Source organism: Pseudomonas fluorescens (genome assembly GCF_902497855.1).
Classification (GTDB): Bacteria; Pseudomonadota; Gammaproteobacteria; order Pseudomonadales; family Pseudomonadaceae; genus Aquipseudomonas; species Aquipseudomonas fluorescens_BI.
Genome location: NZ_CABVHU010000002.1, coordinates 502514 through 527448, shown reverse-complemented (window position 1 = coordinate 527448; position 24935 = coordinate 502514). Strand labels below are relative to the sequence as shown.

Below are 24935 nucleotides of genomic sequence, written 5' to 3'. Positions count from 1 at the left end.
CCGCGCCTTCTCCCGGTCCAGGCGAGAAGTCTTGCCTTACTCGGCTTTCAGGCCGTCAGCGGAGACCGCTTGGACGCCTTTGATTTTCTTGGCGATAGCCACGGCGGTGGTTTTCTGTGCCTCGGTCACGGCAACGGTAGACGACAGGGAAACAACACCTTTGTTGGTTTCAACCTTGATGTCAGTACCAGGAATGCCTTTTTCGGTGACCAGGTCTGCTTTGACTTTGGTGGTGATCCAGGTATCGGAAGTAGCTTCTTTGGCTTCGGTGACTTCACCGGCAGCCAGCACCATTGGCGCTTGAGTGGCTTGAGTCTGGGCAAATGCAACGTTACCCAGGGTCAGGGTCAGCGCGGTAGCAGTAGCGGCAGCGATAGCGAACTTCTTCATACGAGTAACTCCTGTTTTTTCATAAAGTCTGCTGCGTGTCTTGTCAGCAGGGTTACTGGGTATGTTGCGAACGCTGTGCCAACTTTGAGACGATCAATAACTCCTTATAAATCAATAACTTAATAATTATCTCAATTTTCGGAATCATGCAAAATGCATGACTTCGAATTTCTCTACATGCAAGTTGCGGGTTTTGACGCAGGCCTAAGGCCATGAATTGTCGGGGTTTTCTTGGTTTTGGGGATTTGAGGGCGTTTGTCCAACAAAAAACCCCGCTTTTAAGGGCGGGGCTTGGGCGTACAAGAGCTTTATGAAGCGTTAAGCGGCGCCGGTGCAGCCTTTAGGCAAGAAGTCCTGCTGCGCGGTGCTGGTGCAAACCCAGCCAGTCGTCGAGCGCGTCAGCGTGATCGTTTTGCCTAAAACCGGTGCAGGCGCGTTGACTATCGTACAAACAATGGTCCCAACGCCATCTGCGGCTGTACCGGACGCTGTCAGCGTGCAGTTTGGAGTTGGGCTAGTCCCACCAATTGCCGCCACATTCGCCGGGCTGGTCCCGTTATTCATAAGTTCTTCAAATGGCACTTTCAATGCCGAAATCTCCGCGAGGCCGGCGGTGACCTTGGCCTTCGCCTGATACTTCGAGTAAGCCGGAATCGCAAACGTCGCCAGAATCCCGATGATCGCCACCACGATCAGCAGTTCGATAAGCGTAAAACCTTTCTGAGTATTCATAGACAAGCTCCATGCATGAGTCGAAATCTCATGATCTGAATTAGCCACAGCACAGCCCATGCCAATCACGTCATCCCTTGTTGTCGGGGAACAAGAGCAATGCAGCGCCCTTTCCTACCCCCAGGATCCGCACTTTCTGACAATTATTGTCACCTCGGTCCCACTGGTTTGGCTCTGCGGCTTGACTAGGCTATAAGTCATCAATTGTTTGCGTCCGGTATCCCCATGAATGACATCGCCCTCAGCGGCCTGGCCAAGCAATTGGTCCTGGCCGAGCTGCTCACTGACAAAAGCGCGCAACAGGCGTATCAGCAAGCCCAGCGCAACCGGATTTCCCTGGTCAGCTACCTGGTGCAAAACAAACTGGTGAAAAGTCGTCAGGCCGCCGAGATTGCCTCGGAGCATTTCGGCATGGCCCTGCTGGACCTCCACTGCCTGGATAAAGAGTCACAACCCAAAGGACTGGTCAGCGAGAAACTGGTCCGCCAGCACCACGCCCTGCCCCTGTGGCGGCGCGGCAACAAACTGTTCGTGGGGGTTTCCGACCCGACCAATCACCAGGCCATCAACGACATCCAGTTCAGCACCGGGCTCAGTACCGAAGCTATTCTGGTCGAAGACGAAAAACTCACGGACGCCATCGAGAAATTCTTCGACAGTCACAGTACCGGCCTGGAAGACATGGCCGACGTTGACCTCGATGGCGTGGACATCGAGTCGGTCGACGACAACAATCAGGACGCCATCGCCGGACAGGATACCGATGACGCGCCCGTGGTGCGTTTCGTTCACAAGATGTTGCTCGACGCGATCAAGAGCGGCTCTTCCGACCTGCATTTCGAGCCCTACGAAAAAACCTACCGCGTGCGGATGCGCACCGACGGCATGCTGCGTGAAGTCGCCAAACCGCCGATTCAACTGGCCAACCGCATCGCTTCGCGGCTGAAAGTCATGGCCAGCCTCGACATTTCCGAACGACGCCGGCCCCAGGACGGGCGGATCAAGATGCGCCTGTCCAAGAGCAAGTCCATCGACTTTCGGGTCAACACCCTGCCGACCCTGTGGGGCGAGAAAGTGGTGATCCGGATCCTCGATCCGTCCAGCGCGCAAATGGGCATCGATGCCCTCGGCTACGAGCCCGATCAGAAAGACTTGTTCATGGCCGCACTCAAGCAGCCACAGGGGATGATTCTGGTGACCGGGCCCACCGGGTCGGGCAAGACCGTGTCGCTCTACACCGGCCTGAATATCCTCAATACCGTGGACATCAACATCTCCACCGCCGAAGACCCGGTGGAGATCAACATGGAAGGCATCAACCAGGTCAACGTCAATCCCAAGCAGGGCCTGGGCTTTGCCCAGGCGCTGCGCTCGTTTCTGCGTCAGGATCCGGACGTGATCATGGTCGGCGAGATCCGCGACCTGGAAACGGCGGAAATCGCCATCAAGGCCGCCCAGACCGGGCACCTGGTGCTGTCGACCCTGCACACCAACAGCGCGGCGGAAACCCTGACGCGCCTGCACAACATGGGCATCCAGGGCTTCAACATCGCCACCTCGGTGAGCCTGATCATTGCCCAACGCCTGGCGCGCAAATTGTGTAGCCATTGCAAGAAACCCATCGAGATTCCTCGAGAGGCACTGCTCAAGGAGGGTTTCCCCGCGGAACGCATCGGCTCGTTCACGATCTATGAACCGATCGGTTGCGATCACTGCAACGGCGGTTACAAAGGGCGCGTAGGGATTTATGAAGTGGTGAAGAACACATCCGCGTTGCAACGGCTGATCATGGCGGAAGGCAACTCGCTGGAAATCGATACTCAGATGCGTAAAGACGGGTTCAACGACCTGCGCACTTCCGGGTTGATCAAGGCCATGCAGGGCATCACCAGCCTTGAAGAAATCAACCGGGTCACCAAGGACTGAACATGGCGGTCAAGGCAGCGAAAATCAGCGTGTATGCCTGGGAAGGCACGGACAGGAAAGGCACAAGAGTGACCGGCGAACTCAGCGGTCAGAACCCGGCGCTGATCAAGGCGCAATTGCGTAAACAAGGGATCAATCCCGGCAAGGTGCGCAAGAAATCCGCCTCGATTTTCAACCTGGGCAAGCGCATCAAGGCCCATGACATTGCCCTGTTCACCCGGCAGATGGCGACCATGATGAAGGCCGGCGTGCCGCTGTTGCAATCGTTCGATATCATCGGCGAAGGCTTCGATAACCCGGCCATGCGCAAACTGGTGGACGAGGTGAAACAGGAAGTCGCGGCGGGCAACAGCTTTGCCGCGGCGCTGCGCAAAAAACCTCAATATTTCGATGAGCTCTACTGCAACCTGGTCGATGCCGGCGAACAGGCCGGCGCCTTGGACACCCTGTTGGAGCGGGTAGCGACCTACAAGGAAAAGAGCGAAAGCCTCAAGGCGAAGATCAAGAAAGCCATGACCTACCCGCTCGCCGTGGTATGCGTCGCGATCATCGTGACCGGGATCCTGCTGGTCAAGGTGGTGCCGCAGTTCGAGTCGGTGTTCGAGGGGTTTGGCGCCGAACTGCCGGCCTTCACCGTGATGGTCATCGGTCTCTCGGAACTTATGCAGGAATGGTGGTGGGTGATGCTCGGCGTACTGATCGCGGCATTCTTCGGCCTGCGACACGCCTTCAAGACGTCCCAGGGATTCCGGGACCGGACGGACACCTGGCTGCTGAAACTGCCGTTGATTGGCACGCTGATGTACAAATCCGCCGTGGCCCGTTATGCCCGTACGCTGTCGACCACTTTCGCCGCGGGCGTGCCGTTGGTCGAAGCACTGGAGTCGGTGGCGGGTGCGACCGGCAACATCGTGTTCAAGCGTGCCGTACTGCGCATCAGGCAGGACGTGGCGACCGGCATGCAGCTGAATTTCTCCATGCGCTCCTCCGGCATCTTTCCGAACATGGCGATCCAGATGACGGCCATTGGCGAAGAGTCCGGGGCGCTGGACGACATGCTCGACAAGGTCGCGAGTTTCTACGAGGACGAAGTGGACAACATGGTCGATAACCTCACCAGCCTGATGGAACCGTTCATCATGGTGGTACTGGGGGTTGTCGTCGGTGGCCTGGTGGTTGCGATGTACCTGCCCATCTTCCAACTCGGCGCTGCGATCTGACATGCCCCTGAACGACATTCTGACTGTGTATCCGCTGGCCTTTGTCGTCATTGCAGCCGTGGTCGGCCTGCTGGTCGGCAGCTTCCTCAATGTCGTGATCTGGCGCCTGCCCAAAATGCTCGAGCGTGAGTGGCGAGGGCAGGCCCATGAGATTCTGGGTTTGCCTGAGGAAACGCCCCAGCCGGTCTATAACCTGCTGCTGCCCCACTCTCAGTGCCCGCACTGTAGCCACCGGATTCGGGCCTGGGAAAACATTCCGGTGCTCAGTTTTGCGTTGCTGCGAGGGCGATGTTCAAGCTGCAAGACGCCGATCAGCAAACGCTACCCGTTGACCGAACTGGCCTGCGGCCTGCTGTCGGCGTTCATCGCCTGGCACTTCGGGTTCGGTTGGCCTGCGTGCATGGTGCTCGTCCTGACCTGGGGCCTGTTGGCCATGAGCCTGATCGACGCCGAGCACCAGCTGCTGCCGGATGTGCTGGTACTACCGCTGATGTGGCTCGGACTGATCGTCAACAGTTTCGGCCTGTTCGTGCCGTTGCAGGAGGCGTTGTGGGGCGCGATAGCCGGCTATACGGCGCTGTGGTCGGTGTTCTGGATATTCAAACTGATCACCGGCAAGGACGGCATCGGCCACGGTGATTTCAAGTTGTTGGCGCTGCTCGGCGCCTGGGGCGGCTGGCAGATCCTGCCACTGACTATCTTGTTGTCATCCCTGGTGGGCGCCGTTATCGGCGTGATCTTGCTGCGCATGCGCAACGCGAAAACCTCGACGCCGATCCCTTTCGGTCCCTATCTGGCGATTGCCGGCTGGATTGCCTTGCTCTGGGGTGGTCAAATAACCGACTTCTATTGGCAGTTTGTCGGTTTGAAATGAATACCCTTGTGGAAAAACCCTGGATTCTCGGCCTGACCGGCGGCATCGGCAGCGGCAAAAGCGCGGCGGCCCAACACTTCATCGATCTGGGCGTGCACCTGGTGGACGCCGACCATGCGGCGCGCTGGGTGGTGGAACCGGGGCGCCCGGCCCTGGCGGAGATCGCCGAACACTTCGGCCCCGGCGTGCTGCAAGCCGACGGGCAACTGGATCGCGCGGCGTTGCGCAAGCTGATCTTCGAAGTGCCGGATGAACGCCGCTGGCTCGAAGCACTGCTGCATCCGCTGATCGCCGAAGAAATCGCCGATCATCTGGCCAAGGCACAATCGCCTTACGCGATTCTGGTTTCGCCGTTGCTGATCGAGTCGGGTCAGTACGCCATGACCCAACGGGTGCTGGTGATCGATGCGCCCGAACAGCTACAGATCGAACGCACCCTGCAGCGCGACCAGACCAGCGAACAACAGGTCCAGGCAATCCTCAAGGCCCAGTCCAGCCGCCAGGATCGCCTGAGCCATGCCGACGATGTGGTGGTCAACGACCGCGACCTCGCCTGGCTGCACAGCGAGGTCGAACGCCTGCATCACTTTTACCTTACATTGCGTGGAGGCCAGTCATGAGCCAAACCCCAACCGTCGATTGCCCAACCTGCGGCGCACCTGTCGAGTGGAGCCCCGAAAGCAAATTCCGGCCATTCTGCTCGGACCGGTGCAAACTGATCGACCTGGGCGCCTGGGCGTCGGAAGAACACAAGATTCCGGTGAGCCCGGATGCCGAAGACGAAATGTTCAGCGAAGATTTCGAACCGCGTCACTGATCCCGGGCATCAGGGACGCATGAAGCCGTAATCGCGATCCTCATCGAGGTTTTCGGCGAGAAACTGCAGCTCATCCGCCAGATCCTCGACACTGCGCACCGCCTTGCTTTGCTGCACCACCGCACTGAGCAAGGCGCGCAGGCTCAGCCCCGGATCAAACCCCACCTCTTGCGCCGCGTTCACACTCTGGCGTAACTCCTGCCTTGCCCATTCGTAGACACTCATTTCGATGCTCCTGAAGGTTTTCCGAAGCATGGATTCGTCAACGATTTTTGGATTTGATGTGGATCAAGATTTGGGATCGTCGTCTTTCCACGGCGCCGAAAGGTAGCGCGTGCGGTTGAACGTTTCCAGCCACTCGGGACAGAACACCACCAGCGCGCTGACCACCATGCCGTTGATAAAGGCTTCCGGAAAAATAATCAGCCACAGGTAACCGACAAAGTCTTCCAGCCAGTAGGGCATGGCGAAACGTTCGTCGAACCACAGCAACCACAGCGCCAGCAGCAAACACAGCAACGCCGAGAGCGCCGCCGCAAAAAAACCGGAAACGAAGATATACACAAAGGGATTTCGCGGCTGCGCTCGCTCCACCAGGATCGCGCAGCACTCGGTGACCAGCACCGGCAGCAGTATCAGCAGCGCACCATTGACCCCCATCGCCGCCAGATCCTGGCGGCCAAGCAGCACCAGCCCCGCTTGCGCGACTAGCCCGCCGACAAGCGCCAACGGCCAGTCGAGCAACAGGGTCACGGCGGTCATGCCGATGAAGTGGTAGGAGACGCCGGTATCGAAATCCCGTCGCACCAGCCACAACATGAACAGCGCGAACACCGTGCCGAACAGCAGATGCTGGCGGCGGCGGTCAGTGAACAGCTCGACCCACGGCGCTCGCGCTACGGCCCAGATCAGCACTGGCACATAGATCAACCACCCCACTGTGAGGGATTCAGGTGACAGCAACTCGGCGCCGATCATGGCTGGGCACACTCCCTTGTCTTGCCGGAAGAGAACAGGCCCTCAGTCTACACCGCCCTTCGCGCGCCCTTCGAATTCAGGCCCAATGCCGGGGGTCGTCCATCACCGCCTCGTGCTCGGCAAACAGTCTGGGTAATTCGGCCTTGAGAAAGTCCACCCAGGTCCGGACCTTGGCATCGAGAAAACGCCGTGACGGGTACAGCGCATACACCGTGCGTTGACGTGGGCGCCAGGCCGGCAGCAAACGCAACAAGGTGCCATCGCTAAAAGGGCGCGATGCGATATAGAACGGAATCAGGCTGATCCCCATGCCGGCCTCGGATGCCTTGACCATCGATTCGGCGACGTTGCACTGGAAGGTCTTCGCCGGAGTGACCGCCTGTTCGCCATGCTCGTCCTGGAAGACCCATTCATCGCCGTACAACGGGTCGAGCATGCGCAGGCACTGATGCTCATTCAGCGCCAGCGGAGTATGGGGCACGCCACGCCGTTGCAGGTACGCCGGGGAGGCGCATGGCACGCTGTAGATCTGTCCGATGGACTGGGCGACCAATTGCGAATCGGCCAGTTCATGGGCGATCGAAATCACCACATCGTGCCCTTCCTCCAGCGGATCGGGATTGCGCTGCGACAGGGTCAGTTCGAACACCACATCGGGGTAAAGCTCGCTGTAACGGGCGATCAATGGCGTGATCAACACGCCCAGGCCATTCATGCTGTGCACCCGCAGCCGTCCGCTCGGTTTGAGATGAGCGCCGCGCGCCTCTGCCGTAGCCTCCTCCATTTCTTCGAGTATTTGCCGACTGCGCAGCAGGAAGCGTTCTCCGGCCTCGGTCAGGCTCAACCGCCGCGTGGTGCGTTGCAGCAAGCGCGCCTGCACGTGCTGCTCCAGATCGGCCACCAGACGCGATACTTGCGCGGTCGACAGGTCCAGCGCATCGGCGGCAGCGGTAAAACTTGCGCAATCCACCACGCGGACGAACACCCGCAAGTTATTGAGCAGATCCATGGGCCCTCCAAGGGCGAAGATTGTTACGTTTCCTGTAAGGCTGCATCAAGCGCCGGCCTCTTTATCAGGCGAGGGCAAAGACTAGAATTCAGGTATCGGATTCAACACGGAGCACGGAAAAATGAAAACCCTGATCAGCCTGTTTCTGACCCTTGTCGCCACCTCGGCCATGGCCGCCGGCAACGAGCCAGCCGCCACCCCATATAACCCGGCGCAGCCACTGGACATTGCCGAAGTGATTTCAGTGTCCGACACCGCAACCGCCTGCGATGTCGTGCCGGCGACTATGGTCTACATCGATCATCAGGGCCAGACCCATCGCGTGACATACCAAGTGATGGGCAACTGCATGAGCAATCTGTGATCGCCGCTTCATAGCAACGTCCACGTATAGCTGAGGATCAAACGGTTCTCATCGATGTCACTGCGGTAGTTGGATCGCGCCATCACATTGCGCACGCGGATACCGAGGCCCTTGAGGCTGCCGCTCTGCAGCACATAGCCCAGATCGAGATCACGTTCGCGATCCTTGCCTTCAAACCCCAGGCCGGTGTCGACATTGTTGCCGGTGATGTAGCGCACAGTGCTGGTCAGCCCGGGCACGCCGAGGGCCGCGAAATCGTAGTCGTAACGCGCCTGCCAGGAGCGCTCATCGGTGTAGGCAAATTCGTAGGTCGGCACTTCATTGCCCAAGGGTGAGATGTTGGCAAAGACCCGCGGGAAGGCGCTGTCGCCGAACATGCCCTGGTAACCCAGATAAAACGTGTGGCCGCCGCGCTTGGCCGACAGCAGGGAGAAGAACGCCTGGTTGTCGATATTGCCCAGCAGCTTTTTGCCGTCTTCGCGCGAATCGTAATAACCGAGGTTGGCGCCCAGGGTCCAGTTGCCCAGCGGCTGGCTGTGCTTGAGGCCGATAAAGCGCTGGTTGTAGATATCTTCCAGTTGGCCGAACCAGGCGCTGACCGAGCTGCGCTTGTCGTTGAAGGCGTAGTCGGCGCCGGCGAAGTTGAAGCCATCACTGCTGACCTGGCGCTGCGGCACATGACCGAGCATGGCTTGCATCTTCTCGTCGCCGGCCTCGTTGCGCAGGCTGGTGGACTTCAAGTGGCCACCTTGCAAGGTCAGGCCATTGATCTCGTTCGAGCTGATACTTGCGCCCTGATAGCTGGGCGGCAGCAACCGGATATCACTGAAGGCCAGCACCGGCACGTTCGGTTGCAGTTCTCCCACCTTCAACTCGGTTTTGGAATAGCGCACCTTCAGTGCCCCTTCCAGACGGCTGTAATCATTCGCCGCACGTCCGTCATCCTGCACCGGCAGCAAACCGGTATTGACCCGGTCCGGGCTGCTGTCGAGTTTGAGACCGAGCAAGCCGATGACATCCACACCAAAACCGACCGGGCCCTGGGTGTAACCGGACTTGACGTTGAGGATGAAGCCCTGCGCCCACTCTTCGGCCTTCGATTGCCGGTTGGCGCCGACGATGTCGGAAAAGTCCCGGCTGAAATAGTAATTGCGCGCTTGCAAGGTCGCCGTGGTGTCTTCGATGAAGCCGCCTTCGGCGGCCATTGCACCGGCGGACAAACTCGAGACAACAGCCATGGACAACACGGAACCGGTTGTTGGGAGAATCTGTTTCATCGTTTTTTCTCTTGTTTTTATTGATCGGCAGGTTGAAGTGCTTCAGCTGCAGCGGTTTCGCTGCGAGGAACAGGACGACGGGCGTTTAACAGCAGGTGGGTGACCATGCCGAAAATCAGCCCCCAAAATGCAGCGGATAACCCCAACAACGACATACCCGACGCGGTGGTGAGAAAGGTCACCAGCGCCGCTTCGCGATCCTTGGGCACGGCCATGGCGCCGGCCAACGCTCCGGCAATGGCGGCGAACAGCGCCAGCCCGGCCAGGGCCGCGATCAGTTCCCTGGGGAATGCCGAAAACAGTGAAACCAGGGTGGCACCGAAGATCCCCAACACCAGGTAACACAGGCCACCCACGACCCCGGCCACATAGCGCTTGCCGGGGTTTTCATGGGCCTCGCGGCCGGTGCATATGGCCGCGGTGATCGCCGCCAGATTCAGCCCGTGACAACCGAACGGTGCCAAAAGCGCCGTGCCCAACGCACTGCTGGCGATGATCGGGCCGGCCGGCGTCGAGTAGCCGCTGGCTCGCAGCACTGCCATGCCGGGAACAAACTGGCCGGTCAGCGCCACCATCACCAACGGCAAGGCAATGTTCAGGGTCGCGCTCAGGCTGAACGTCGGGGTGATCCACACCGGCGTGGCAAAACCGATCAACAGCGCGTCAGGGCGCAGATCACCGCCGACAAAGGCGAGCGAACACCCCACCAGCAGCACCATCAGCACCGCATAGCGCGGCATCACCCGCTTGCAGACCAGGTAGGTGGCAAACATCGCCAGCACCAGCAACGGCTTGCCCTGCAAAGAGACGAACAACCCGGTGCCGAAGCTGAACAGAATCCCCGCCAGCATCGCTGCCGCAATGGCCGCGGGCAGTTTGCCAATGATCCGGTCAAATGCCCCGGACACCCCGACCAGAAAGATAATCAGGCTGCTGACCAGGTAAGCCCCCACCGCCTCCGGCATGGAGATCCCGGGCAACAGCGCCACCAGCAACGCCGAACCCGGCGCCGACCACGCGATGATCACCGGTACGCGATAACGCAGGCTCAGGCCGATGCCGAGCACGGCGCTGCCGATGGAGATCGCCCAGACCCAGGACGACAACACTTCTCGCGAGAGGTGCGCGGTCTCGGCCGCCTGGAAGATGATCACCAACGGGCCGGCGTATGAAATCACCGTCGCGATAAATCCGGCGACTGCCGCCGACAGGGAAAAGTCCTGGAATAACGTTTTCATGAAACCTCGCCAACAGCCCCGTCAGACGATTTTTGCTGGGAGACAGGTAACTTTTGCCGGGCACTGCGCCGGCTGCTGATGGCGAACACGGTCATGGCTATCGCGGCAACGGCACCGGGCAAGGCAAAGGCCATGAAGTTCAGCTGCAGCGGCAGGTTGATCCCGAGCAAGGCACCGCCCAGCAGCGGTCCGACGATGGCGCCGTTGCGCCCGATGCCCGACGCCCAGCCCAGGCCGGTGGAGCGAATGGTCATGGAGTAGAACTGCGCAGCGCAGGCGTACAACAGGATCTGCGAGCCGATAGTGGTAGCACCGGCAATCGCGATCAGCAGGTACAGCACCGGCATCGGGCTGTTGAATCCCAGCAGGGTGATCGATACGGCGGCACCGGCGAAAAACACCGCGAGCACCCGCGGCAAGTTGAGTTTGTCACCCAGTACACCCCCACCCACCGCGCCGAATATGGCACCGAAGTTGAGTACCAGCAGGAACGACAGACTCGAGCCCAGGCTGTAGCCGGCGTTGGCCATCAGTTTCGGCAGCCAGGAACTCAAGGCGTAGACCATCAGCAGGCAGCAGAAAAACGCCAGCCACAGCATCAGCGTACGCAGCGCTCGGCCTTCGCGGAACAGTTGCAGCACCGGAGTGCCAGTACCCTTCGCATCACTCATGTGCAGTTGATCGCCGGTTTGCGCGACGTAAGCCGGATCGATCCGCTGCAGGATGGTGCGCGCCTCTTCATTGCGCCCCTGGCGCAGCATGAAACCCACCGACTCGGGCAGGAAGTACATGATCAGCGGCAACAACAGCAATGGCAGCACCGCCACGTAGAACACCGATTGCCAGCCAAAACTCGGGATCAGCACAATACCGAGCCCTGCCGAAAGCATGCCGCCCACCGAGTAGCCACTGAACATGATCGCCACCAGCGTGCTGCGGATTTTCTTTGGCGCGTACTCGTTCATCAACGCCACGACGTTGGGCATCACCCCGCCAATGCCCAGGCCGGCAATGAATCGGCAAATACCGAACTCGGTGGGGTTGCGGGCAAATCCATTGAGCACGGTAAAACCGCTGAACAGCATCACGCAGATCGTGATGGCTTTCTTGCGACCAATCCTGTCCGACAGCGGCCCGAAGAACAGCGCGCCGAACATCATGCCGAACAGCGCATAACTGCCCAGCGCGCCCGCTTGCAAGGGACTGAGCCCCCACTCTTTCATCAGCATCGGCAGCACTACGCCGTAGATCACCAGATCGTAACCATCGAAGATGATGATCAGGGCACACCAGAACAGCACCATCCAGTGAAAACGGTTGAATCGTGCGTTGTCGATAACCTCATGTACGTCGATCTTGCGCATGGCATCTATCTCTTGTTGTTGTTTTAAGAGCGTCGTTAACGCGGCTAACGTCCCGTAAAGCCGAGGGTAAAGCTGCCAGGCACGCGGCAATATCCGCTTTGCGCAGATCGCTATCCGTTTTGTGCAATGCCCTGACCGGGCGCGGGATGCCTGTGTTGCGAGGACGACGCACTGCAGATCGGCCAGATTTCCGGGCTTCTTTGATAAACTGTCTTCTTTGCGATCGCATTTGAACGCTAAGCTTGGGCCTATGGATGATTCAGATTACTTACGCCTGCTGACCATTGCGGCCGAGCAAGCCAACGCGTTTCTCTCCAATGCCCGCAAATGGGAGCGTGAGCGTTGGGTGTGCCAGCGCCTGTTGCAGGGCCTGAACATTCCCTACCGCGCCGACGAGTTCGCACCGGCCGGGGAGCCGCCGGATGTGCTGTTCCGTGACGCCAGTTTCGAGGTGTTCTTCGTCCTTGACGAAGGCCGGCGCCTCAATGACGAGTGGCGCGATGAACTGCAACGACGGCGCAGCGCGTTTTCCCTGAGCCAGCTGGTGCGTCGCGAGGCCAAGCCCAGGCGCATCCCGGCCAATGAGTTCTTGTTGAGACTGGCACCGACCTTGCGCAAAAAAGCGCATAACTACAAGGAACGCGGCATGGACCTGGGGGAGCTGGACATCATTGCCTTCGCCAGCCTCAAGCGCGAAGTGCTCGACCTCAACAGTCATTTCCCGCCACCTACCGAATACCTGCGCCAGGGCTGGCGTTCGTTGTCGCTGGTCGGCCCGACGTTCGCACGGGTGCTGTTCGCGCACCCGGACGCACCGGACTTCCTGCGCAGCAACCTGGGTCGCAGTATTGTGTTCGACGTCGGGATCAGCCTGTGACTCCATTGCAGGCATTGATTGCCGAAGTGCCGCAACAAGGTCGCGTTCGCTGGATCGGCGTGCGGCCGGAGCGTCATGCGCCAATGATCGAGCTCGAGGCTGTGCAAGCACGGCTCGAAGCAGGCTTGACAGGTGACCGCGCTCGTCCCGGCATACGCAATGCGCGCCAGGTAACGCTGATTCAGTGGGAACATCTGGCGGTGATCAGTGCGCTGATGGGCCGCGCGGATGACCACCCGGTGCTACCTCAGGACCTGCGGCGCAATATCGTCGTCAGCGGCATCAATCTGTTCAGCCTCAAAGGCCGACGCTTCAGGATCGGCCAGGCGATTTTCGAAACCACCGGCTGGTGCCAGCCCTGTGCCCGTCTGCAGGACAACCTCGGCCCCGGGACCTTTCAGGCCGTGCGGGGACATGGCGGAATCACCGCCCGGGTGTTACAAAGTGGAATCATTCGCCTGGACGACAGGGTGCACGTCGAGCCCATACCAGACAGCGGCTATGCTCCGTTCAACGCGGGGTAAAACCCGCTTGTAGCTTCCAGACATTCAGCAACGTCTACCTGACGAGGCCCGAAAATGACCAGCCGCCTGAAACCCGAAGACCAGAAGCATGTCGAAGAGTACCTGCGACTGTCCCAGCACCGTGTCGAGCGCCGGCCTTTTCGGCCGTGGATGCTCCTGGTGGTGGTGTTGGCAGTGACCATTGGCCTGGGCCTGTTGAGCCGATTTATCAGTTACCTGACGCTATGAGCTGCCTTGCGCTCGCTCGGGTAATTGCACCGATTTCTTTTAGCCTTGCGAGATATCCCCATGACTCATCGTATTGTCATCGTTGGCGGCGGCGCCGGCGGTCTGGAGTTGGCTACCCGTCTGGGTAAGACTCTGGGCAAGCGCGGCACGGCCAGCGTGATGCTGGTCGACGCGAACCTGACCCACATCTGGAAACCGCTGTTGCACGAAGTGGCGGCCGGTTCCCTGAACTCTTCCGAAGATGAACTCAACTATGTTGCCCAGGCCAAATGGAACCACTTCGAGTTCCAGCTGGGGCGCATGAGCGGGCTTGATCGCGCACAGAAGAAAATCCAGCTGGCCGCGACCTATGACGAAGCCGGCGTGGAATTGGTGCCAGCCCGTGAACTGGGCTACGACTCGCTGGTCATTGCCGTTGGCAGCACCACCAATGATTTCGGCACCCAGGGCGCGGCGCAGCATTGCCTGTTCCTCGACACCCGCAAGCAGGCCGAGCGCTTCCACCAGCAATTGCTCAACCACTACCTGCGCGCCCACGCCGGGCAAACCGACACGATCGAGCAGATCAGCGTCGCCATTGTCGGTGCCGGTGCCACCGGGGTCGAACTGGCCGCCGAACTGCACAACGCCGCCCATGAACTGGCGGCCTATGGCCTGGACCGGATCAAGCCGGAAAACATGCACATCACCCTGATCGAAGCCGGGCCACGGGTGCTGCCTGCCCTGCCGGAACGGATTGGCGGGCCTGTGCATAAAACCCTGGAGAAACTCGGGGTCAATGTCATGACCAATGCCGCCGTCAGCGAAGTGACGGCCGACAGCCTGATCACCGTCGATGGCAAAGTGATCAACGCCAGCCTCAAAGTCTGGGCCGCCGGGATTCGCGCACCGGGCTTTCTCAAGGACATCGATGGCCTGGAAACCAACCGCATCAATCAGCTGCAAGTGCTGCCAACCCTGCAAACCACCCGCGACGAAAACATCTTCGCCTTTGGTGACTGCGCGGCCTGCCCGCAGCCGGGCACTGATCGCAATGTGCCGCCACGGGCCCAGGCTGCGCATCAGCAGGCGTCGTTGCTGGCCAAATCGCTAAAATTGCGGATCGAAGGCAAGGCCCTGCCGGCGTACAAATACACCGACTATGGGTCGTTGATCTCGCTGTCGCGTTTTTCGGCTGTGGGTAACTTGATGGGCAACCTGACCGGCAGCGTAATGCTCGAAGGTTGGCTGGCACGGATGTTTTATGTATCGCTGTACCGCATGCACCAGATGGCACTGTATGGCGCTTTCCGCACGGCGATGCTGATGCTGGGCAGCAAGATCGGACGCGGGACCGAGCCTCGCCTGAAGCTTCACTAAAAACCTGTGGGGGCGAGCCTGCTCCGGGCGGCTCGCTCCCACAATGATTTGCAGCACGCCTGAGCTTTTTTCGCAGACAAAAAAAATCCCCGTATCTTTCGATACGAGGATTTTTAATATGGTCGGGGTAAGGGGATTCGAACTCCTGACATCCTGCTCCCAAAGCAGGCGCGCTACCGGACTGCGCTATACCCCGGTAAAAAAAAGGCGACCTTTCCAAGTCGCCTTCTTCGATCAGCGCTTTTGGCCTCTGATCTTAAGATTCGATTCCAGCGTTAACTGGTTTCAAAAATGGTGGGTCGTGTGGGATTCGAACCTACGACCAATTGGTTAAAAGCCAACTGCTCTACCAACTGAGCTAACGACCCAAAAATGGTCGGGGTAAGGGGATTCGAACTCCTGACATCCTGCTCCCAAAGCAGGCGCGCTACCGGACTGCGCTATACCCCGGTTTGAAATTGGCTCCGTGACCAGGACTCGAACCTGGGACCCAATGATTAACAGTCATTTGCTCTACCGACTGAGCTATCACGGAACTACACATTTCAATTTACAACTTTGAAGCTTTACTGCGTTCTCTTCGACCCGTTCGCATCGCTGCGTTCGTGTGTCTGAGGCGCGCTATTCTACAATCTTCAGCACCTCTGTCAACCCCCTAAATTGCTTTCAAGTTAATGATTTGCAACTTATTTTGGATTCCTGCTTGGGGAGCGGAAACCCTTCGGAGCGACTTACTGCGGGGCGCACTTTACAAGCCTTTTCCTTTGAGTTCAACAACCTAATGAAAAAAAGGCCTCGCAATGCGAGGCCTCTGCTCTTTTAGTGCCGCCGTGGATCAAACGAAGACGATTTCGTCGTTCTCCACGGTCCCTTTGGCGGTATCGCCGGGCATGAACCGACCCGACAGAATCAGCTGCGCCAACGGGTTCTCGATCCAGCGCTGGATCGCTCGCTTGAGCGGTCGTGCACCGTATACCGGGTCGTAACCGACCGCGATCAGCTTGTCCATCGCCTCTGGGCTGAGTTCCAGCTTCAGGTCCCGTTCGGTCAGACGTGCGCGCAGACGCCCCAACTGGATCTCGGTGATGCCCGCGATCTGATCCCGCGCCAGCGGCTCGAAGATCACCACTTCATCGACCCGGTTGATGAACTCCGGCCGGAAGTGTGTGGAAATCGCATCCATCACCGCCGCACGTTGCGCCTCACGGTCTCCGACCAGTTCCTGGATCTGCACCGACCCCAGGTTGGACGTCATGACAATCACGGTATTCTTGAAATCCACCGTACGGCCATGGCTGTCGGTCAGGCGGCCATCTTCCAGTACTTGCAGCAAGATGTTGAAGACGTCCGGGTGGGCCTTCTCGACCTCGTCCAGGAGGATCACCGAGTAAGGCTTGCGACGCACCGCCTCGGTCAGGTAACCGCCTTCTTCATAGCCTACATAGCCTGGTGGCGCACCGATCAGCCGAGCCACGGAATGTTTCTCCATGAATTCGGACATGTCGATCCGCACCATCGCCTCTTCCGTATCAAAGAGGAACTCGGCCAGCGCCTTGCACAGCTCGGTTTTACCGACCCCGGTCGGGCCGAGGAACATGAACGAGCCGCTCGGGCGATTCGGGTCGGACAACCCGGCCCGCGAACGCCGTACCGCGTTGGAAACGGCAATCACCGCTTCGTCCTGGCCGATCACACGCTGGTGCAACAGGCTTTCCATCTTCATCAGCTTGTCGCGCTCGCCTTCGAGCATCTTCGACACCGGAATGCCGGTCCACTTCGACACGACTTCGGCGATCTCTTCTTCAGTCACCTTGCTGCGCAGCAACTGGTTTTCGCTTTTGCCGTGCTGGTCGACCATCTGCAGGCTGCGCTCCAGGTCCGGGATGATCCCGTATTGCAGCTCGGCCATGCGGTTCAGGTCGCCTTTACGGCGCGCGGCTTCCAGTTCCTGACGGGACTGTTCGATTTTCTGCTGGATCTGCGCCGAACCCTGGACTTCGGCTTTTTCCGAATTCCAGATTTCTTCCAGGTCCGAGTACTCGCGCTCGAGGCGGGCGATCTCTTCCTGGAGTTTTTCCAGGCGTTTCTTCGCCGCGTCGTCGCTTTCTTTCTTCAGCGCCTGGGATTCGACTTTCAGCTGAATCAGGCGCCGCTCCAGACGGTCCAGCACTTCCGGCTTGGAGTCGATTTCCATGCGGATGCGGCTGGCGGCTTCGTCGATCAGGTCGATGGCCTTGTCCGGCAATTGACGATCGGTGATGTAGCGATGGCTGAGCTTGGCGGCGGCAATGATCGCGCCGTCGGTGATCGCCACCTTGTGGTGAACCTCGTAACGCTCTTTCAGGCCACGCAGGATAGCGATGGTGTCTTCTTCGCTCGGCTCATCCACCAGGACTTTCTGGAAGCGCCGTTCGAGGGCGGCATCCTTCTCTATATATTGGCGATACTCGTTGAGCGTGGTGGCACCCACGCAGTGCAACTCGCCGCGAGCCAATGCCGGCTTGAGCATGTTGCCGGCATCCATCGAGCCTTCGCCTTTGCCGGCGCCGACCATGGTATGCAGTTCGTCGATGAACAGGATGATCTGCCCTTCCTGCTTCGACAGCTCGTTGAGCAGGGATTTGAGGCGCTCTTCGAACTCGCCGCGATATTTGGCGCCGGCAATCAGCGACCCCATGTCCAGGGACAGCAGGCGCTTGCCTTTCAGGCCATCGGGCACTTCACCGTTGATGATGCGCTGGGCCAGGCCTTCTGCGATCGCCGTTTTACCGACGCCAGGCTCACCGATCAGCACCGGGTTGTTCTTGGTGCGACGTTGCAGCACCTGGATGGTCCGGCGAATTTCGTCGTCACGGCCGATCACCGGATCGAGCTTGCCTTCTTCGGCGCGCTTGGTCAGGTCGACGGTGTACTTGTCCAGGGCCTGGCGCGACTCTTCGTGGTTGGCGTCATTGACGGCCTCACCGCCACGCAGGTTGGTAATCGCGTTTTCCAGGGCTTTTTTGCTCACACCCTGGCCGAGCAACAACTTGCCAAGCTTGCTGTTCTCGTCCATGGCGGCGAGCAGCACCAGTTCGCTGGAAATGAACTGGTCGCCTTTCTGTTGGGCCAGGCGATCGGCCTGGTTGAGCAGGCGCGCCAGATCCTGCGACATATTGACGTCGCCGGTGGGGTTCTGGATTTTCGGTAGTTGGTCGAGCTCTTTGGTCAGCTCTTTACGCAGGCTGTTGATGTCGAAGCCCACCTGCATCAGCAGCGGCTTGATCGAGCCACCCTGCTGTTCAAGCATGGCTTGCATCAAGTGCGCCGGTTCAATGGCCGGATGATCGAGACCGACGGCCAGGGATTGGGCATCGGACAAGGCTAACTGCAACTTGCTGGTTAAACGGTCTATACGCATGGGTCACCTTCCTTTTGAGCAGGCCGGACCGATAAAACATCCTGAATGAAGAAACCTGCCAGATACCTCATTAGATGTGGTCGATTCTGGGAGATTCAAGCGTCGTGATGTTGATGCAGGTCAGGCAAGTCTAGCGTTCGTGCCCTGAGACAGGGCACTAGAGCCAGATAAGGGAGGCAAACCGACCGGTGCGAGGACTGCGCCGGTAAGAAAAGAAGCGTGGATCGGTCACGGTGCAGAAACCACCGCCATAGATGGCAGTGACACCGCGGGCAGCCAGACGCAACCGCGCCAGCTGGTATATATCAGCCATGAATTTGCCAGCATTTTGGCTCGACACAAAGGCCTCGGCGGCTTCAGGCAGTTGTTCGACGAAGGTTTCGCGCACTTCCGGGCCGACTTCAAAGGCTTGCGGGCCAATGGCAGGACCGAGCCAGACCAGCACGTCGGCAGGCGGCACAGCCAGACTGTCGAGGGTGGCTTCCAGCACCCCCGCCGCCAACCCGCGCCAACCGGCATGGGCCGCCGCCACACGCGTGCCGGCACGGTCGCAGAAGAGTACTGGCAGGCAATCGGCCGTCATCGCCGTGCAGGCGATACCGGGCGTCGCCGTCCAGCTGGCGTCGGCAGTCGCCACCAGGCCCGGGTCGGCATGAGCCACGGCAATGCCGTGAACCTGCTGCAACCAGGCCGGTTGAATGGAGAAATGCTCGGTGAGGCGACGACGGTTTTCGGCAACGGCTTCGGGGCTGTCGTCGACGTGATCGCCGAGGTTGAGGCTGTCGAACGGCGCCAGACTGACGCCGCCCGCACGGGTGGTCACACAGGCTTTCACCCCGGCCGGCGCAGGCCAGTCAGGAATCAGCCAGTCACTCATCCGATGAACGCCTCGCGGTCTTGCTTGAGCAGCGTCAGCAACCAGACGAAGTCGTCCGGCAGTGGCGATTCCCAACTCATGCGTTTACCGGTGGTCGGATGATCCAGCTCCAGGAACCGCGCATGCAGGGCCTGACGCGGAAAAGCCTTCAACGATTCGATCATGGTCACACTGGCTGCCGGCGGGATGCGGAAACGACCGCCGTAGGCAGGATCTCCGACCAACGGGAAGTTGATGTGGGCCATGTGGACCCGAATCTGGTGCGTACGACCGGTTTCAAGCTTGACCCGCACGTGAGTGTGGGAACGGAAACGCTCGAGCACGCGGTAATGGCTGACGGCCTGCTTGCCACCTTCCATGACGGCCATGCGCTGGCGTTGCTGGCCATGACGACCGATCGGCGCATTGATCTTGCCGCCGGCGGTGACTACACCGATCACGATACATTCGTAGATGCGGCTGACGCTGCGGCTCTGCAGTTGCGTGACCAGCTGCGTCTGCGCCTGAATGGTCTTGGCCACCACCATCAGACCGGTGGTGTCCTTGTCCAGGCGATGCACGATCCCGGCGCGGGGCACATTGATAATGTCCGGCACATGGTGCAGCAAGGCGTTGAGCAAGGTGCCATCAGCATGACCGGCAGCCGGGTGCACCACCAGGCCCGCAGGCTTGTTGATCACCAGGATGTCGTCGTCTTCATAGACGATGTCCAGCTCGATGTCTTGAGCGATCCATTCGCCCTGAGCTTCCTGCTCGGCAGTCAACTCAAGAATGGCGCCACCGTGAACGATGTCTCGCGGGCGGATAACCGCCCCATCCACAGTCAGGCGGCCGTCTTTGATCCAGGCGGAAAGGCGCGAGCGCGAGTGCTCAGCGAATAATTGTGCGGCGACTTGATCGAGGCGTTGGCCGCCCAATTCGGACGGCACCTCTGCGCGAAGTTCAATTTTATCGGACATGCTCAGACTAGGCGTCGGCACAGCTTTTGGTTTCGGCTGCGCGCTTGTGGTTAAATACGGCGTCTTTTGCCCCGAAGCTATTCAACGGGGCGCTCATCATAACAGGACGGCCCCGCCCAAGACAGCGGCCGTCATAGGGACGCAAGCCGCCATGCAAGTGAAACACCTGCTGCTGATCGCCATCCTCGCATTGACCGCTGCTTGCTCATCGAAGGAAGTCGTAGACGAAAACCTGAGCGAGGTCGAGCTGTACCAGCAGGCTCAGCACGATCTGGACAATAGCAACTACACCAGCGCCACAGCCAAGCTGAAGGCCCTGGAGTCGCGTTACCCGTTCGGTCGCTACGCTGATCAGGCTCAACTCGAGCTCATCTACGCCAACTACAAGAACACCGAGCCAGAGGCTGCGAAGTCCGCCGCAGAGCGTTTCATTCGACTGCACCCACAGCACCCGAACGTCGATTACGCCTACTACCTCAAGGGCCTGACTTCTTTCGACCAGGACGTTGGCCTGCTGTCGCGCTTCCTGCCGCTGGACATGACCAAACGTGACCCGGGTGCCGCTCGCGACTCCTACAACGAGTTCGCCCAACTGACCAGCCGCTTCCCGAACAGCCGCTACTCGCCGGACGCCAAGCAGCGCATGATCTACCTGCGCAACCTGCTGGCCGCGTACGAGATTCACGTTGCCGACTATTACCTGACCCGCCAGGCCTATGTCGCCGCGGCGAACCGTGGTCGCTACGTGGTGGAAAACTTCCAGGAAACCCCGTCGGTCGGTGACGGCCTGGCGGTGATGACCGAGGCCTACCAGCGTCTGCACCTGGACGAACTGGCCAACACCAGCCTCGAAACCCTGAAGCTCAACTACCCGAACCATCCAAGCCTGGTCGACGGTCAGTTCACGCCTTCGGTCGCAGAAGCCGACAACCGTTCGTGGTTGAGCAAGGCCACCCTGGGCCTGATCGAGTCCCGTCCACCGCTGCCGCCGGGCGAAACCCGCGCCAACCAGGACGTCCAGAGGCAGTATCAGGAAGCCAAGGACGCGATTCCAAGCGATCTCAAGCCTAAAGATGCAGATGGCGACGTGATCGAAGAAGAGGAACCTGAGCCCGAAGCCAACAACAGCGACCGCTCGTGGTTCAGCTACATGACCTTCGGCGTGTTCGACTGATAGACGCACACTTTGTAGGAGCCGGCTTGCTGGCGAACGCGGTGTATCAGCCAGCATCTATTTGACTGACACACCGCATTCGCCAGCAAGCCGGCTCCTACAGTGTTACGCAGCGTTATAACGCTGTGCGCTGGAGATGTCCTTAGCTAAACTGCTGAATCACTCGTCATAAAGCAGCTCGCCATGCTTCGTTTATTGTTCTGGATCGCCCTGATTGCCGCTGCGGTATGGTTCTGGCGCAAGTTCAAGGCTTCTTCCTCCGCCCCCAAGTCCTCCGCCGAGCTGGAAGCGGCGCCAATGGTCCGCTGCGCGCATTGCGGCGTCCACCTGCCCCGCGACCGCGCGCTGAACCTCCAACAACAGTGGTATTGCAGCCAGGCTCACCTTGAGCAAGGCCCGGGTTCAAGTGACCGCTGAGACGTCCAGTCCCGGCAGCAAACAAGCCCAGCGACTGCTGCGCCTCTATCATCTTTACCGTTTAAGCGTCGGCCTCATCCTGGTGTTGTTGATATCCAGCAACATGGACAACCAGTTGCTGAAGTTCGCCAATGACCACTTGCTGCGCACTGGCAGCTGGCTGTACCTGGTCCTCAATATTCTGCTGGTGGTGTTTCTAGAGAACACCCGCCGCCCGGCGCAGTTGTTCAGTCTGGCACTGACCGACGTGCTGCTGCTGTGCGGCCTGTTCTACGCCGGCGGCGGCGTGGCCAGCGCCATCGGCAATCTGCTGATCGTGTCGGTGGCGATCAGCAACACCTTGTTGCGGCGGCATATCGGCTTGCTGATTGCCGCTGTCGGCGCGCTCGGCATCGTCGGGCTGAGCCTGCTGATAAGCTTCAGCCATCCGACCAGCCCCAACGACTACCTGCAAGTCGGCACGCTGGGCGCCCTGTGCTTCGCCGCAGCCTTGTTGGTCCAGGGACTGACCCGGCGCCTGGAAGTCAGTGAAAGCCTGGCCGAGCAACGGGCCAGCGAAGTGGTCGGCCTCGAAGCCCTCAATGCGCTGATCCTGCAACGCATGCGCACCGGCATCCTGGTACTCGACAACCAGCGACGGGTGCAACTGGCTAACCACGGTGCGCTGGCCCTGTTGGGGCGGGACGGGCTTGAGGGCCATCTGATCGATGATTACTCGCCCGCCCTGGTCGAACGCCTGCACCTGTGGCTCAACAATCCGACGCTGCGCCCCCAGAGCGTCAAAGTCGACGGCAGTGGCCTGGAGCTGCAACCGAGCTTTATTGCCCTGGACCAGAGCCCCCACTACCAGACGCTGGTGTTTCTCGAAGACCTCGCCCAGATCGCCCAACAGGCCCAACAATTGAAACTCGCCGCCCTCGGCCGCCTGACGGCCGGCATTGCCCATGAAATCCGCAATCCACTGGGCGCCATCAGTCACGCCGCGCAGCTATTACAGGAATCAGAGGAACTCAATGGGGCGGATCGACGTCTGACCCAGATTATTCAAGACCACTCTCAGCGAATGAATCGGGTAATCGAAAACGTCCTGCAACTGTCCCGTCGCCAACAGACCGTGGCGCAACGGCTCGACCTGAAGCCGTGGCTGGAACAGTTCGTCGCCGAAACCCGCGAGCGCGCGACCGAGCGCCAGCAGATTCACCTGCACACGGGATCGGGCGACTTCACAACCCTGATGGACCCGAACCAGCTGACCCAGATACTCGACAATCTGGTGCGCAACGGCTGGCGCCATAGCATCCAGGTCCACGACCGGGCGCAGGTCTGGCTCGAACTGTTTGTCGACCGCGACAGCCAGCTGCCGATTCTCGAGGTCCGGGACGATGGAACCGGCGTGGCACCGGACCATCAGGCACAGCTGTTCGAACCGTTTTTCACCACCAGCACCCAGGGAACGGGACTTGGACTTTATCTGTCCCGTGAGCTGTGCGAAAGCAACCAGGCCCGCCTAGACTTCAAACCACGCCAAGGCGGCGGCTGCTTTCGTATCACCTTTGCTCACGGACGGAAACAAAGTTGAACACAAGCCCACGGCAAAAAGTCCTGATCGTCGACGACGAGCCGGACATCCGCGAACTCCTGGAAATCACCCTGGGACGAATGAAACTCGACACTTTCAGTGCCCGCAACCTTGGCGAAGCCCAGGCCCTGCTGACACGCGAGACCTTCGACCTGTGCCTGACCGACATGCGTCTGCCCGACGGCACCGGCCTGGAGCTGGTGCACTACATCCAGCAACGCCATACACAAGTACCGGTGGCGATGATTACGGCCTATGGCAGCCTTGAAACAGCGATCAACGCACTCAAGGCCGGGGCCTTCGACTTCCTGACCAAACCGGTAGACCTTTCCCGCCTGCGGGAACTGGTCACCAGCGCCCTGCGCCTGACTGCGCCGGGCGGCGCCAGCAGCACCGTCGATCGGCAGTTGCTGGGTGACTCATTGCCCATGCGCAGCCTGCGCAAACAAATCGACAAACTGGCCCGCAGCCAGGCCCCGGTGTACATCAGCGGCGAGTCTGGCAGCGGCAAGGAACTGGTCGCGCGACTGATCCACGAGCAGGGACCGCGGGCCAATCGACCCTTTATCCCGGTGAACTGCGCGGCGATCCCCTCGGAATTGATGGAAAGCGAGTTTTTCGGCCACCGCAAAGGCAGCTTCAGCGGTGCCATCGAAGACAAGCCCGGCCTGTTCCAGGCGGCCCATGGCGGTACGCTGCTTCTCGACGAAGTGGCTGACTTGCCGCTGGCGATGCAGGTCAAGCTGCTGCGGGCGATTCAGGAAAAAGCCGTGCGCAGTGTCGGTGGCCAACAGGAAACCGTGGTCGATGTGCGCATCCTCTGCGCCACCCACAAAGACCTCGACGCCGAAGTCGCCGCCGAGCGCTTCCGCCAGGATTTGTACTATCGGCTGAACGTGATCGAGCTGCGGGTTCCGTCCTTGCGCGAACGTCGCGACGATATCGAGACCCTGGCCATCCATGTTCTCAAACGCCTGGCAGCCGGCAGTGGCCAGCCCGCCGCCAGACTCCATCCACACGCCCTCGACGCCCTGAAAAGCTATCGTTTTCCGGGCAATGTGCGGGAACTGGAGAACATGCTCGAACGGGCTCACACGCTGTGTGAGAACAAACAGATCGAAGCCGGCGACCTGCGCCTGGCCGAAGGCAACTGTGCCGCGCAAGGCGGTGTACCGGACCTGACGCAGATCGACAATCTGGAGGATTATCTGGAAAACGTTGAGCGCAAACTGATCCTTCAGGCGCTGGAGGAAACCCGCTGGAACCGTACGGCGGCGGCTCAGCGGTTGAATCTTTCTTTTCGGTCGATGCGTTATCGGCTGAAGAAATTGGGCCTGGATTGAGGGCCCCAT

At 59.8% G+C, this 24935-nt stretch carries 25 protein-coding genes and 4 tRNA genes; 14 read left to right on the top strand and 15 right to left on the bottom strand.

Annotated features, from left to right (window positions below; all coding sequences use genetic code 11):
- Positions 1-36: 36 nt before the first annotated feature.
- Together F8N96_RS07330 and F8N96_RS07325 are read right to left on the bottom strand one after the other, a co-directional pair.
- Positions 37-390: a BON domain-containing protein gene (locus tag F8N96_RS07330; protein WP_150797240.1), complete on the bottom strand. Its 354-nt coding sequence runs from the start codon at positions 388-390 to the stop codon at positions 37-39.
- A 318-nt stretch (positions 391-708) separates the two neighbouring features.
- Positions 709-1122: a pilin gene (locus F8N96_RS07325; RefSeq protein WP_150797239.1), complete on the bottom strand. Its 414-nt coding sequence runs from the start codon at positions 1120-1122 to the stop codon at positions 709-711.
- Positions 1123-1347: 225 nt separating this feature from the next.
- On the opposite strand from F8N96_RS07325, the gene pilB reads away from it, so the two are divergent.
- The 5 genes from pilB to yacG are packed head-to-tail and all read left to right on the top strand — an operon-like array spanning position 1348 to position 5959.
- The gene (gene pilB, locus F8N96_RS07320; protein ID WP_150797238.1) at positions 1348-3048 is read left to right on the top strand and encodes a type IV-A pilus assembly ATPase PilB; all 1701 of its coding nucleotides are present in this window, start codon (positions 1348-1350) and stop codon (positions 3046-3048) included.
- Positions 3049-3050: 2 nt separating this feature from the next.
- Positions 3051-4268, top strand: coding sequence for a type II secretion system F family protein (locus F8N96_RS07315; protein ID WP_150797237.1), 1218 nt, complete (start codon positions 3051-3053; stop codon positions 4266-4268).
- 1 nt (position 4269) lies between these two features.
- Positions 4270-5142: a prepilin peptidase gene (locus F8N96_RS07310; RefSeq protein WP_150797236.1), complete on the top strand. Its 873-nt coding sequence runs from the start codon at positions 4270-4272 to the stop codon at positions 5140-5142.
- Positions 5139-5762 (top strand): dephospho-CoA kinase, encoded by a 624-nt coding sequence (gene coaE, locus F8N96_RS07305; protein ID WP_150797235.1) that lies wholly within the window; start codon positions 5139-5141, stop codon positions 5760-5762. The genes F8N96_RS07310 and coaE overlap by 4 nt, the downstream gene beginning before the upstream one ends.
- The gene (yacG, locus tag F8N96_RS07300) at positions 5759-5959 is read left to right on the top strand and encodes a DNA gyrase inhibitor YacG (RefSeq protein WP_150797234.1); all 201 of its coding nucleotides are present in this window, start codon (positions 5759-5761) and stop codon (positions 5957-5959) included. The genes coaE and yacG overlap by 4 nt, the downstream gene beginning before the upstream one ends.
- 9 nt (positions 5960-5968) lie before the next feature.
- Here yacG and F8N96_RS07295 read toward each other — a convergent pair whose 3' ends face one another.
- The 3 genes from F8N96_RS07295 to F8N96_RS07285 form a co-directional block, all read right to left on the bottom strand.
- The gene (locus tag F8N96_RS07295) at positions 5969-6184 is read right to left on the bottom strand and encodes a hypothetical protein (protein WP_150797233.1); all 216 of its coding nucleotides are present in this window, start codon (positions 6182-6184) and stop codon (positions 5969-5971) included.
- Between the two features lie 63 nt (positions 6185-6247).
- Complete coding sequence (locus tag F8N96_RS07290) at positions 6248-6937, bottom strand: energy-coupling factor ABC transporter permease (protein WP_150797232.1); 690 nt, start codon at positions 6935-6937, stop codon at positions 6248-6250.
- 76 nt (positions 6938-7013) lie between these two features.
- A complete protein-coding gene (locus tag F8N96_RS07285; RefSeq protein WP_150797231.1) occupies positions 7014-7946 on the bottom strand; it encodes a LysR family transcriptional regulator in 933 nt (310 codons plus the stop codon).
- A 121-nt stretch (positions 7947-8067) separates the two neighbouring features.
- Between F8N96_RS07285 and F8N96_RS07280 the strand changes: the two genes are divergently transcribed.
- On the top strand, positions 8068-8310 hold the full coding sequence (locus F8N96_RS07280; RefSeq protein WP_150797230.1) for a DUF2790 domain-containing protein: 243 nt from the start codon (positions 8068-8070) through the stop codon (positions 8308-8310).
- Between the two features lie 8 nt (positions 8311-8318).
- Here F8N96_RS07280 and F8N96_RS07275 read toward each other — a convergent pair whose 3' ends face one another.
- The 3 genes from F8N96_RS07275 to F8N96_RS07265 are packed head-to-tail and all read right to left on the bottom strand — an operon-like array spanning position 8319 to position 12189.
- A complete protein-coding gene (locus F8N96_RS07275; RefSeq protein ID WP_150797229.1) occupies positions 8319-9587 on the bottom strand; it encodes an OprD family porin in 1269 nt (422 codons plus the stop codon).
- A gap of 17 nt (positions 9588-9604) precedes the next feature.
- On the bottom strand, positions 9605-10825 hold the full coding sequence (locus tag F8N96_RS07270) for a benzoate/H(+) symporter BenE family transporter (protein ID WP_150797228.1): 1221 nt from the start codon (positions 10823-10825) through the stop codon (positions 9605-9607).
- The gene (locus F8N96_RS07265; RefSeq protein ID WP_150797227.1) at positions 10822-12189 is read right to left on the bottom strand and encodes an aromatic acid/H+ symport family MFS transporter; all 1368 of its coding nucleotides are present in this window, start codon (positions 12187-12189) and stop codon (positions 10822-10824) included. Before F8N96_RS07265 ends, F8N96_RS07270 begins: the two co-directional genes overlap by 4 nt.
- Before the next feature lie 250 nt (positions 12190-12439).
- On the opposite strand from F8N96_RS07265, the gene F8N96_RS07260 reads away from it, so the two are divergent.
- The 4 genes from F8N96_RS07260 to F8N96_RS07245 are packed head-to-tail and all read left to right on the top strand — an operon-like array spanning position 12440 to position 15177.
- Entirely contained in the window at positions 12440-13066 is a 627-nt protein-coding gene (locus F8N96_RS07260; RefSeq protein WP_007970534.1) for a DUF1780 domain-containing protein, read from the top strand.
- Entirely contained in the window at positions 13063-13590 is a 528-nt protein-coding gene (locus tag F8N96_RS07255) for an MOSC domain-containing protein (protein ID WP_150797226.1), read from the top strand. Before F8N96_RS07260 ends, F8N96_RS07255 begins: the two co-directional genes overlap by 4 nt.
- A 54-nt stretch (positions 13591-13644) precedes the next feature.
- Entirely contained in the window at positions 13645-13818 is a 174-nt protein-coding gene (locus tag F8N96_RS07250; protein ID WP_064675841.1) for a DUF3094 domain-containing protein, read from the top strand.
- Between the two features lie 60 nt (positions 13819-13878).
- On the top strand, positions 13879-15177 hold the full coding sequence (locus F8N96_RS07245; protein ID WP_150797225.1) for an NAD(P)/FAD-dependent oxidoreductase: 1299 nt from the start codon (positions 13879-13881) through the stop codon (positions 15175-15177).
- A 119-nt stretch (positions 15178-15296) separates the two neighbouring features.
- On the opposite strand, the gene F8N96_RS07240 is transcribed toward F8N96_RS07245, so the two are convergent.
- From F8N96_RS07240 to rluD, 7 genes are all read right to left on the bottom strand, one after another.
- Positions 15297-15373, bottom strand: a tRNA-Pro gene (locus F8N96_RS07240).
- 96 nt (positions 15374-15469) lie between these two features.
- A tRNA-Lys gene (locus F8N96_RS07235) sits at positions 15470-15545 on the bottom strand.
- Between the two features lie 5 nt (positions 15546-15550).
- Positions 15551-15627 (bottom strand) — tRNA-Pro (locus F8N96_RS07230).
- Positions 15628-15636: 9 nt separating this feature from the next.
- Positions 15637-15712: transfer RNA gene (locus F8N96_RS07225), tRNA-Asn, on the bottom strand.
- 300 nt (positions 15713-16012) lie between these two features.
- On the bottom strand, positions 16013-18577 hold the full coding sequence (clpB, locus tag F8N96_RS07220; RefSeq protein ID WP_150797224.1) for an ATP-dependent chaperone ClpB: 2565 nt from the start codon (positions 18575-18577) through the stop codon (positions 16013-16015).
- A 157-nt stretch (positions 18578-18734) separates the two neighbouring features.
- On the bottom strand, positions 18735-19454 hold the full coding sequence (pgeF, locus tag F8N96_RS07215) for a peptidoglycan editing factor PgeF (protein ID WP_150797223.1): 720 nt from the start codon (positions 19452-19454) through the stop codon (positions 18735-18737).
- Positions 19451-20413 carry a 23S rRNA pseudouridine(1911/1915/1917) synthase RluD gene (gene rluD / locus F8N96_RS07210; protein ID WP_046048807.1) on the bottom strand — a complete coding sequence of 321 codons (963 nt, stop codon included), beginning with the start codon at positions 20411-20413 and terminating at the stop codon, positions 19451-19453. The genes pgeF and rluD overlap by 4 nt, the downstream gene beginning before the upstream one ends.
- A 151-nt stretch (positions 20414-20564) precedes the next feature.
- On the opposite strand from rluD, the gene F8N96_RS07205 reads away from it, so the two are divergent.
- The 4 genes from F8N96_RS07205 to F8N96_RS07190 all read left to right on the top strand — a co-directional run bounded on the left by F8N96_RS07205 (position 20565) and on the right by F8N96_RS07190 (position 24926).
- Positions 20565-21587 (top strand): outer membrane protein assembly factor BamD, encoded by a 1023-nt coding sequence (locus F8N96_RS07205; protein ID WP_150797222.1) that lies wholly within the window; start codon positions 20565-20567, stop codon positions 21585-21587.
- A 183-nt stretch (positions 21588-21770) separates the two neighbouring features.
- Positions 21771-22004 carry a PP0621 family protein gene (locus tag F8N96_RS07200; RefSeq protein WP_128870787.1) on the top strand — a complete coding sequence of 78 codons (234 nt, stop codon included), beginning with the start codon at positions 21771-21773 and terminating at the stop codon, positions 22002-22004.
- Positions 21994-23583 carry a sensor histidine kinase gene (locus tag F8N96_RS07195; RefSeq protein WP_150797221.1) on the top strand — a complete coding sequence of 530 codons (1590 nt, stop codon included), beginning with the start codon at positions 21994-21996 and terminating at the stop codon, positions 23581-23583. The genes F8N96_RS07200 and F8N96_RS07195 overlap by 11 nt, the downstream gene beginning before the upstream one ends.
- Positions 23580-24926 carry a sigma-54-dependent transcriptional regulator gene (locus tag F8N96_RS07190; RefSeq protein ID WP_150797220.1) on the top strand — a complete coding sequence of 449 codons (1347 nt, stop codon included), beginning with the start codon at positions 23580-23582 and terminating at the stop codon, positions 24924-24926. The genes F8N96_RS07195 and F8N96_RS07190 overlap by 4 nt, the downstream gene beginning before the upstream one ends.
- Positions 24927-24935 lie beyond the last annotated feature (9 nt).

Coding starts and splice junctions, on each gene's coding strand:
- F8N96_RS07330 (WP_150797240.1), bottom strand. CDS start 390: ATGAAGAAGTTCGCTATCGCTGCCGCTACTGCTACCGCGCTGACCCTG.
- F8N96_RS07325 (WP_150797239.1), bottom strand. CDS start 1,122: ATGAATACTCAGAAAGGTTTTACGCTTATCGAACTGCTGATCGTGGTG.
- pilB (WP_150797238.1), top strand. CDS start 1,348: ATGAATGACATCGCCCTCAGCGGCCTGGCCAAGCAATTGGTCCTGGCC.
- F8N96_RS07315 (WP_150797237.1), top strand. CDS start 3,051: ATGGCGGTCAAGGCAGCGAAAATCAGCGTGTATGCCTGGGAAGGCACG.
- F8N96_RS07310 (WP_150797236.1), top strand. CDS start 4,270: ATGCCCCTGAACGACATTCTGACTGTGTATCCGCTGGCCTTTGTCGTC.
- coaE (WP_150797235.1), top strand. CDS start 5,139: ATGAATACCCTTGTGGAAAAACCCTGGATTCTCGGCCTGACCGGCGGC.
- yacG (WP_150797234.1), top strand. CDS start 5,759: ATGAGCCAAACCCCAACCGTCGATTGCCCAACCTGCGGCGCACCTGTC.
- F8N96_RS07295 (WP_150797233.1), bottom strand. CDS start 6,184: ATGAGTGTCTACGAATGGGCAAGGCAGGAGTTACGCCAGAGTGTGAAC.
- F8N96_RS07290 (WP_150797232.1), bottom strand. CDS start 6,937: ATGATCGGCGCCGAGTTGCTGTCACCTGAATCCCTCACAGTGGGGTGG.
- F8N96_RS07285 (WP_150797231.1), bottom strand. CDS start 7,946: ATGGATCTGCTCAATAACTTGCGGGTGTTCGTCCGCGTGGTGGATTGC.
- F8N96_RS07280 (WP_150797230.1), top strand. CDS start 8,068: ATGAAAACCCTGATCAGCCTGTTTCTGACCCTTGTCGCCACCTCGGCC.
- F8N96_RS07275 (WP_150797229.1), bottom strand. CDS start 9,587: ATGAAACAGATTCTCCCAACAACCGGTTCCGTGTTGTCCATGGCTGTT.
- F8N96_RS07270 (WP_150797228.1), bottom strand. CDS start 10,825: ATGAAAACGTTATTCCAGGACTTTTCCCTGTCGGCGGCAGTCGCCGGA.
- F8N96_RS07265 (WP_150797227.1), bottom strand. CDS start 12,189: ATGCGCAAGATCGACGTACATGAGGTTATCGACAACGCACGATTCAAC.
- F8N96_RS07260 (WP_007970534.1), top strand. CDS start 12,440: ATGGATGATTCAGATTACTTACGCCTGCTGACCATTGCGGCCGAGCAA.
- F8N96_RS07250 (WP_064675841.1), top strand. CDS start 13,645: ATGACCAGCCGCCTGAAACCCGAAGACCAGAAGCATGTCGAAGAGTAC.
- F8N96_RS07245 (WP_150797225.1), top strand. CDS start 13,879: ATGACTCATCGTATTGTCATCGTTGGCGGCGGCGCCGGCGGTCTGGAG.
- clpB (WP_150797224.1), bottom strand. CDS start 18,577: ATGCGTATAGACCGTTTAACCAGCAAGTTGCAGTTAGCCTTGTCCGAT.
- pgeF (WP_150797223.1), bottom strand. CDS start 19,454: ATGAGTGACTGGCTGATTCCTGACTGGCCTGCGCCGGCCGGGGTGAAA.
- rluD (WP_046048807.1), bottom strand. CDS start 20,413: ATGTCCGATAAAATTGAACTTCGCGCAGAGGTGCCGTCCGAATTGGGC.
- F8N96_RS07205 (WP_150797222.1), top strand. CDS start 20,565: ATGCAAGTGAAACACCTGCTGCTGATCGCCATCCTCGCATTGACCGCT.
- F8N96_RS07200 (WP_128870787.1), top strand. CDS start 21,771: ATGCTTCGTTTATTGTTCTGGATCGCCCTGATTGCCGCTGCGGTATGG.